The 7,553-nt window shown below is 53.4% G+C and carries 5 protein-coding genes; all 5 read left to right on the forward strand.

The window, feature by feature from the left end:
- Positions 1-239: T9SS type A sorting domain-containing protein (locus tag Q0628_RS06960; RefSeq protein ID WP_298769481.1), on the forward strand; the 239-nt coding region annotated here is incomplete at its 5' end.
- Between the two features lie 121 nt (positions 240-360).
- Complete coding sequence (gene dxr / locus Q0628_RS06965) at positions 361-1,506, forward strand: 1-deoxy-D-xylulose-5-phosphate reductoisomerase (RefSeq protein WP_298769483.1); 1,146 nt, start codon at positions 361-363, stop codon at positions 1,504-1,506.
- A gap of 123 nt (positions 1,507-1,629) precedes the next feature.
- Entirely contained in the window at positions 1,630-3,471 is a 1,842-nt protein-coding gene (locus Q0628_RS06970) for a glycoside hydrolase family 9 protein (protein ID WP_298769485.1), read from the forward strand.
- 90 nt (positions 3,472-3,561) lie between these two features.
- Positions 3,562-6,474: a glycoside hydrolase family 44 protein gene (locus Q0628_RS06975; protein WP_298769487.1), complete on the forward strand. Its 2,913-nt coding sequence runs from the start codon at positions 3,562-3,564 to the stop codon at positions 6,472-6,474.
- Between the two features lie 110 nt (positions 6,475-6,584).
- Positions 6,585-7,553, forward strand: a 969-nt coding sequence (gene rseP, locus Q0628_RS06980) for an RIP metalloprotease RseP (protein WP_298769489.1), incomplete at its 3' end; no start/stop codon positions are given.

Here is a 7,553-nt window from a genome sequence, read left to right on the forward strand (position 1 = left end):
GTCCCGGCATGGGAATTGATCCCTCGATCCAGAACAACTTCCATCTGGCGGTCTACAGGTCTTCTGACAACTATATTGTGGTCGGTGGTGCGCAGGGCCAAAGTATTACCGTGTTCAATAGCCTCGGTCATAAGGTGCGCAGCACTCGCGGTCTCGGTGCAGAACAGAAGGTTTACACCGGTGCGAAAGGCGTGTATATCGTGAAGGTCGGCAACAAGACCTGGAAAGTGAAACTGTAAAAACAAAAACCTCTCTCTAAGAAAAGATTCTTCCGGCGGGGAGAATCTTTTTTTTGTTCTTCCGAAAAATATGCTATTTTTTATGGAGAAGAATGGATTTAGTCCAAATAGAGGTCCTAAAATGAAAAATGTCGTCCTTCTCGGTGCTACGGGTTCAATCGGAACGTCCAGCGTCGATGTCATCTTGCAACATTCCGATATCTTTAATCTTTATGCCGTCGCTGCAAATAGTAGCGTGGCGAAAGTTGCCGAAATTGTGCGCAAGTTCAAGGTGGAACGCGTCTGCATGTTCAACGAGGCTGCCGCGAAGGAACTTGAAAAGGAACTCGGCATGCCCGTGCTCGCCGGCATGGAAGGCTTGTGTGAGCTTGCCGCCGACCCGAAGGCCGATATCATCATCAACGCCCTGATGGGTGCCGTGGGGTGCCTCCCGACCATTACCGCCATCGAACATGGCAAGCATGTGGCGCTCGCCAACAAGGAGACGATGGTCATGGCCGGTCCCGTCATCTGGGACAAACTCGCCGAAAACCCGAAGTCCTTCATTACACCGATCGACTCCGAACACAGCGCCATTTTCCAGTGCCTCTCCGGCCGCCCCGAAAAGGAAGTGGAGTTCCTCGAAATTACGGCGTCCGGCGGTCCGTTCCGCGAATGGCCTATCGAGAAGTTTGATCAGATTACCGTGGCCGACGCGCTTAATCATCCTGTGTGGAGCATGGGCAAGAAGATTACCATCGATTCTGCCTCCATGATGAACAAGGGGCTTGAAGTCCTGGAAGCGCACTTCCTGTTCCACATTCCGTATGAACAGATCAAGGTGGTGGTTCATCCGCAGTCCATGGTGCATTCGCTGGTGCAGTTCCGCGATGGATCCCTGATGGCTCAGCTTGGAGCGCCCGACATGCGTATTCCTATCCAGGTGGCGCTCACGTGGCCCGACCGTCTGCCGCTCGAGACCAAGCGCCTCGATCTGCCGACGCTCGCGAAACTTACCTTCTTCGAGCCGGATTTCAATAAGTTCCGCTGCCTCGCCCTCGCGTTCGAGGCGGGCCGCCGTGGCGGTATCGTTCCGGCCATGATGAATGCCGCGAACGAGGTGCTGGTGGATTCCTTCCTCAAGGGAAAACTTAAGTTCACCGACATCCCGAAGCATGTGGAAACGATTATGGCCGGTGCCCCGACAGTCACGGGGCATCTCACGCTCGACCAGGTGCTCGAAGCCGATGCCGAAGCTCGTCGCCTGACCGAGGCTTTGATCAAGTAATTAGCCTTTTTTCCCGAAAAATCGGGGTTGGGTACAGTTGTAACCAGATTGCCTAACAATTTTAGGCAATCTTTCTTTTTTTGGGGATAGATTTTAGACCGAAACAAACCTCAAGGAGTGCACATGCAGGTCAAATTCGGTCTGAAACAGTATGTTCCCCTGGCAATTTCGTTGCTTTCCATGGCATCGACTGCTTTTGCCGCTACGGCTTATATCAACCAGATTGGCTACCGCACCGGCGATGCAAAGGAATTTACGCTGGCAGATGGTTCCGGTAACGTTGAAATTGTGGATGCGAGCGGGGCGACAGTCTTGACAGCGACTCCGTCCGAGGCCTCCACCTGGGCTCCGAGTGGCCAGAATGTGCAGCTGGTCGATTTTTCTGATCTGAAGACTCCGGGAACGTACTCCATTAAGGTTGGTGGACAGGTGCTGCGCTCGGACCTGGTTATTGCCGACAAGCCCTTCGAAGAGGTTGTTAAGGCCTCGCTTAAGTGGTACTATTATCAGCGCGCTTCCATGGCCCTCGATGAAGCTTATGCTGGGCAGTGGAAGCGTCCCGCGGGACATACTAATGCGACGGCGACTCTCCATAGCTCTACCGGTGCTTCGGGAACGATTAATTCTAGCAAGGGCTGGTACGATGCCGGCGACTATGGCCGCTACATTGTGAATTCGGGTATCACCACCTACACGCTCCTTTCGCTCTATGAGCACTTCCCGGATTATTTTAAGACTCTCAAGTGGAATATCCCTGCTGAAGGCTCTCTTCCGGATCTGCTTGCCGAAATCAAGTATAATCTTGACTGGATGCTTACCATGCAGGCAAGCGATGGCGCAGTTTACCACAAGCTGACCACGCTCCAGTTCCCTGGCGACGTGATGCCTGCAAAGGATACGGAAAAGCTTTATGTCATTGGCAAGGGCACCGCAGCTACATTCGATTTTGCTGCCGTGATGGCTGTGGCGGCCCGCGTTTATAAACCGTTCGATGCGTCCTATGCAAGCACTTGTCTTGAGGCTGCCAAGAAGGCTTATGCCTGGGGTGCCCAGAATCCGAATGTAAAGTTCAACAATCCTTCTGATGTCGGTACGGGCTCTTATGCCGATGGTTCGCTCGGTGACGAGAAGGACTTTGCAGGAACGGAACTTTATGCAACGACCGGAGATGCGACGTATAAGACTTCGGGAGCTTCTCACAACTTGCCGGGCTGGGCGGATGTTGCAGGCCTTGCCACCTATGGAAAGGCTACCCATGCCACCGAATTTGGTGATGTTGCTCAGCAGGCGAAGGACACCTTGCTTAGCGTGGCCGACGATTTCGTGAAGCGTTCAAACACGGGTTTTGGTGTCGTGATGGGCGAAAACGACTTCTACTGGGGATCCAACTCCGTGGCCGGAAACCAGGGCGTATGGCTGCTGCATGCCTATTACCTGACTGGCGACAAGAAGTATTATGTCGCGGCAACCAAGGTGCTTGATTACCTTCTTGGCAAGAATCCGCTCGACATGTCGTTCCTGACTGGTTTCGGCACCAAGTCTCCCAAGATGCCGCATCACCGTCCGAGTACGGCCGATGGCGTGACCGATCCGGTTCCTGGAATGCTCGTAGGTGGCCCGCAGCCCGGTGGCGAAGATATTGGTACTAAGGATTGGGAATGCAAGGACTATAGGACCGGCAAGCCTGCGACTTCCTATACGGATAATCGTTGTAGCTACGCGACTAACGAAGTGGCCATCAACTGGAATGCCCCGATTGCCTACCTTGCAGGAGCAATCGAAGCGATCAATGCCGGCTATGCTCCGAGCTTTGCTGTCGAAGGTGTTGCCGGAATCGATGCTCGTCCGGTTGTTTCTCGCAAGGCCAATGTCGAAAAGGCTCCGCGCCTGCGCTTTGCAGACCAGATGCTTTACGTCGAAAAGAATGGCAAGCGCTACAACCTGAACGGTCATCGCCTGAAGTAATGAAACGAAACTACGAACTCCATCCACTCGCCTTGCATCTACTTGGGTGCAAGGCGCTCTTTTTATAGTATATTTGCAGGAGAGGCGTCTATGAAAACAAGATATTGCATCCCCTTATTAGCCGTGGCAGCCATTGCCGCCCAGAATGTCATCAAGGTCGATGACTTGCATCCGGGTGTCGTCATCAATAAAGACAACATGATGTCTGCGGACTTGGCGATTTGGAATCCGCCGAGCCGTTATTACGACATGACCTCTGCTTTGGTCGATGGCGGTTACACGCTGTTCCGTTTCCCGAATGGCAGCCTTTCCAATGATTACCACTGGAACGGTATCGGTAGCTACGATAGCACGGGCCTCTGGACCGCCGACGAGAACAAGTGGGCACGCGGTTTCTTGGGCGAAACGATTTACCGCGGCACCACCAAGGACAACTACGGCTTTGTGCGTCGCAGTCACCTGGCCGACGGCAATATGGAAACCATGTGGTGGGGCGAAATCCTGGACCCGGTGGACCCGCCTTGGGTCGTGGTGGAATTCCCCGAAAAGGTCGATGTCGATTCCTTGCAAATCGATTGGGGAACGCTTCGCCCGAAGGCTTTTGAAATTGCCTACTGGACCGAAGACTATGCCGAATATCCGGGCGTGCACCAGGCGCTCGAAAACAAGCTGAAACTTGAAAAAGTGGTCAAGGTGAATGGTGCGACCACCAAGTACAAGTCTAAGTTCCGCAGCCGCTATGTGGCGATTCGCTTCAAGACGACGGATTTGCCTAGTAAGGGCGTGCAGATTCGCGAAATGAAACTTTATAGCGGCGAAACCGACCTGCTTGGCGGTAACAACTACAAGTTCTACGCGATGTCTACCCGCAATGGCGACAAGGCCCGCACCGACTGGACCGACATCAAGTGGGATTTTGAAGAATTCATGAAGTACATCAAGACGCTCCCGAATGCCCGTGCGGTCATTTGCGTGAATGCGGGTACCGGAACTTCGAAAGAAGCTGCCGCCTGGGTGCGTTATGCAAATAAAGTAAAGGGCTACAACATTAAGCAGTGGCAAATCGGCAACGAACTTGACGGCGAATGGGAAGAATCCGGCCCGATTTCGGCAAGGCATTATGCTGCGCGCTACCTGGAATACGCCCGCGCCATGAAGGCGGTGGATTCTACAATCGTTCTGCACGGCCCGCTGTTCAGCACGCATAAAATGCAGCAGAAGGGTTCCGGCTTGCTCGATGGCAAGTACTGGATGGAAGAATTCTTGCGCATTGTGGGTGAGGCCGAAAAGAAAGACGGCAAGCGTTACCTCGATGTAGTGGACTTGCACAATTACCCGTACTGGACGCCCAACGAACCGAAGCCTGCCGATATGCTCAAGGCCATGCTCGACGTGGGCCCGAATATGGATACGCTGAATGTATGGATGAAACGTCACCTTGAAGGCGAACGCGGCGTGTTCCTTTCGGAATTCAGCACCTGCGTGCAAGGGTATAGCCTGCTGATGGATTACCCGCAGGCATCTGCCGTGGCAAGTATTTTTGCGCAGCATGCCATGCGCTTTGGAAATCGCTTGCAGGTGCTTCCGTGGGATGCTTTCGGTAACTTGTTCAAAGGCCCCGATGACACTTGGGGCACCATCAGCATGACGGCTCTTGTAAAGGAAGGCTCCTGGAATTATTGGAAGTCTCTGGAGCCGACGGCGGAATACTACGGCATTTACATGACCTACATGGATTTCCTTGAAAATGGTTATGCGGTGCTGCCCGTAAAATCGACGAGCGCAGACATCGAAGCTTACGCTATCGGCAAGGGTGATTCTGCCCGCGTGATGATTGTGAACTTGTCGGAAACCCCGCAGGTGGTACAGATTGACCGCGCAAGCGTTTCTGCTGCAGGTGGCGCGACCGAAGTCGGCAAGGGTGATCTGGTTCGCACTCAGGTCGAAATCTTTGGCGAAGACCAGTTCAAGTGGGTGGGCACTTCGCAGAAGGCGTACCCGTACCCGAAAATGGGCCCGAGCGGCCGCCGCATTAACCCGAGCAAGAGCAAGGACATTACGGTGCCGCCGTTTGGACTCGCTGTTGTACAAATTAACCCGCAAGTGACTTCGGGCGAGGCTGCCGCGGAACCCAAGGTGTTGGCTGCGGCTCTCGAAAAGAAGGTGCTCCTTGCAGGTGACACGCTCGACCTGTTTGGAACGGTAGTTCAAGAAAACGGTCAGCTAATTGGATGTACGCTCACGATTCCTGAACTTGGAATTTCAAAGGCTATTGCTCCCGATGACGGCAAGTGGAACGCTTCTATTGAAAGTTTCCATGTCAAGGTGCCCTTCCCGGCCAATGTTAAGCTGGGCTCGGCGACGGCTGTGCTGAAAATTTCCGGTCTTGGCAAAAAGTCGACGGTGTTCAAGATTCCGTTCCGTATACGCGGTGCCTACCGCACCACGCACGTGATGCAGAATTACGATAACGGCCTCGATGCGGTCGACTGGTATCCGGTCGCTAACGGTGACAACGCGACGACTATCGGCGCGAAGGTCTTTAACGGGGCGCCTCCGCACGGCGGCTTTATTCGCCACGACTTCATGATCGAGCAGCCGCCTACGCAGGGCTGGCCGAACTTTGCCGGCGCCTACTACGTGATTCCTGAAGAAGTTCACAACTCGGTGGGCATCGTATTCGACTACGCCACGAACCATAGCAATCCCGATGGCTACTTCGAAGTGCAAATCGCAAGCGAACAGGTCAAGGATTACGACGAATTCATGGTGCGCTTGAAAAATACTCGCGGCTCCTGGGTGCGCGACACGCTCATTTGGGAAAACATGACGCAAGAAGGCTGGGGCAAGACCATTCCGCAGCTCGACCCGAAACAAATCAAGAACTTCTCTTGGCGCGCCCGTTACAGCGGTACAGGCTACATTAGCCTCGACAACATTTACCTGTTGCAGGAAAACGGCACCGAAGTCCCGATGCCCCGCGGCTTGAGAAGACTACGCTAAAATTGTCATGCCGGACTGTACATCTTCTTTTGTCTTGTGTCATCCTGAGCGTAGTCACGAAGTGACGAAGTCGAAGGATCTCTTGGTGCATTTTACTACATTATTACACGATGGAATCGATATTCAGTAATGTCTTGATGTTTGTTCTCGGCCTTATCGGTTTGAGTTTTTTGGTGACTATTCACGAACTGGGCCACTTTATGGTGGCCAAGTGGAACAACGTTAAAGTCAATACGTTTAGCATCGGTTTCGGAAAGAAACTTATCAAGTTCCGCCACGGCGAAACGGAATACTGCATCTCGGCAATTCCATTTGGTGGCTATGTGGCCATGGCGGGTGAAAATCCCGATACGCTCAAGGAAGGCCAGGTTCCCGATGAACGTGATTTTGTGGCGAAATCGGTTGGCGCTCGCGCGTCGATTGCATTTGCGGGCCCGTTCATCAATATCGTGTTTGCCTTCATCTTGTTGATGATTCTTTACATGGTCGGTGTCGAAGAACCGGCAACGAACGATTTGATCGTTGGTTTTGTGGCGAAGGATTCTCCGGCCGTAACCGCTGGCATTCAGCCGGGCGACACCATTACTGAAATCAACGGCAAGCCCACTCAGGGTTGGGACGATTTCCGCGAACAGATTGGCGTGAGTCTCGGCGTAAGCGTCCCGCTTACCGTGCACCGTGGCGGCGAACCGCTAACGATTACGGTCGTGCCCGAAGAACTCGTGATTCCGGCGCAAGATTCTACTAGCTCCGAAATTGCGATGGGTATCGGTGACATCGGTATTTACCCGCGCAACCGCGTGATTGTACGCTTGCCTCCTGTAGCGGGCTCTGCAGCCGAAAAGGCGGGCCTTGCCGTGGGCGATACCATCTTTGAAATTAACGGCGAACATATTTCCCGCTACGAAGAAGTGGTGCGCATTATCGACGGCAGCAAGGGCGAACCCGTAAACATTACCGTTATCCGTAACGGCGATACGCTTACCAATTCGCTCACGCCTGTTTACAACGAAGAATATAAACGCTATATGGTCGGCATCCAGATGGGCTATGTGCTCTTCCGCGAAACGAAGATTGTG

This window comes from uncultured Fibrobacter sp. (assembly GCF_937877005.1).
Lineage (GTDB): Bacteria > Fibrobacterota > Fibrobacteria > Fibrobacterales > Fibrobacteraceae > Fibrobacter.

Bases quoted from the DNA above. Each gene is read 5' to 3' on its own strand.
- dxr (WP_298769483.1), top strand. From the start codon at position 361: ATGAAAAATGTCGTCCTTCTCGGTGCTACGGGTTCAATCGGAACGTCC.
- Q0628_RS06970 (WP_298769485.1), top strand. From the start codon at position 1,630: ATGCAGGTCAAATTCGGTCTGAAACAGTATGTTCCCCTGGCAATTTCG.
- Q0628_RS06975 (WP_298769487.1), top strand. From the start codon at position 3,562: ATGAAAACAAGATATTGCATCCCCTTATTAGCCGTGGCAGCCATTGCC.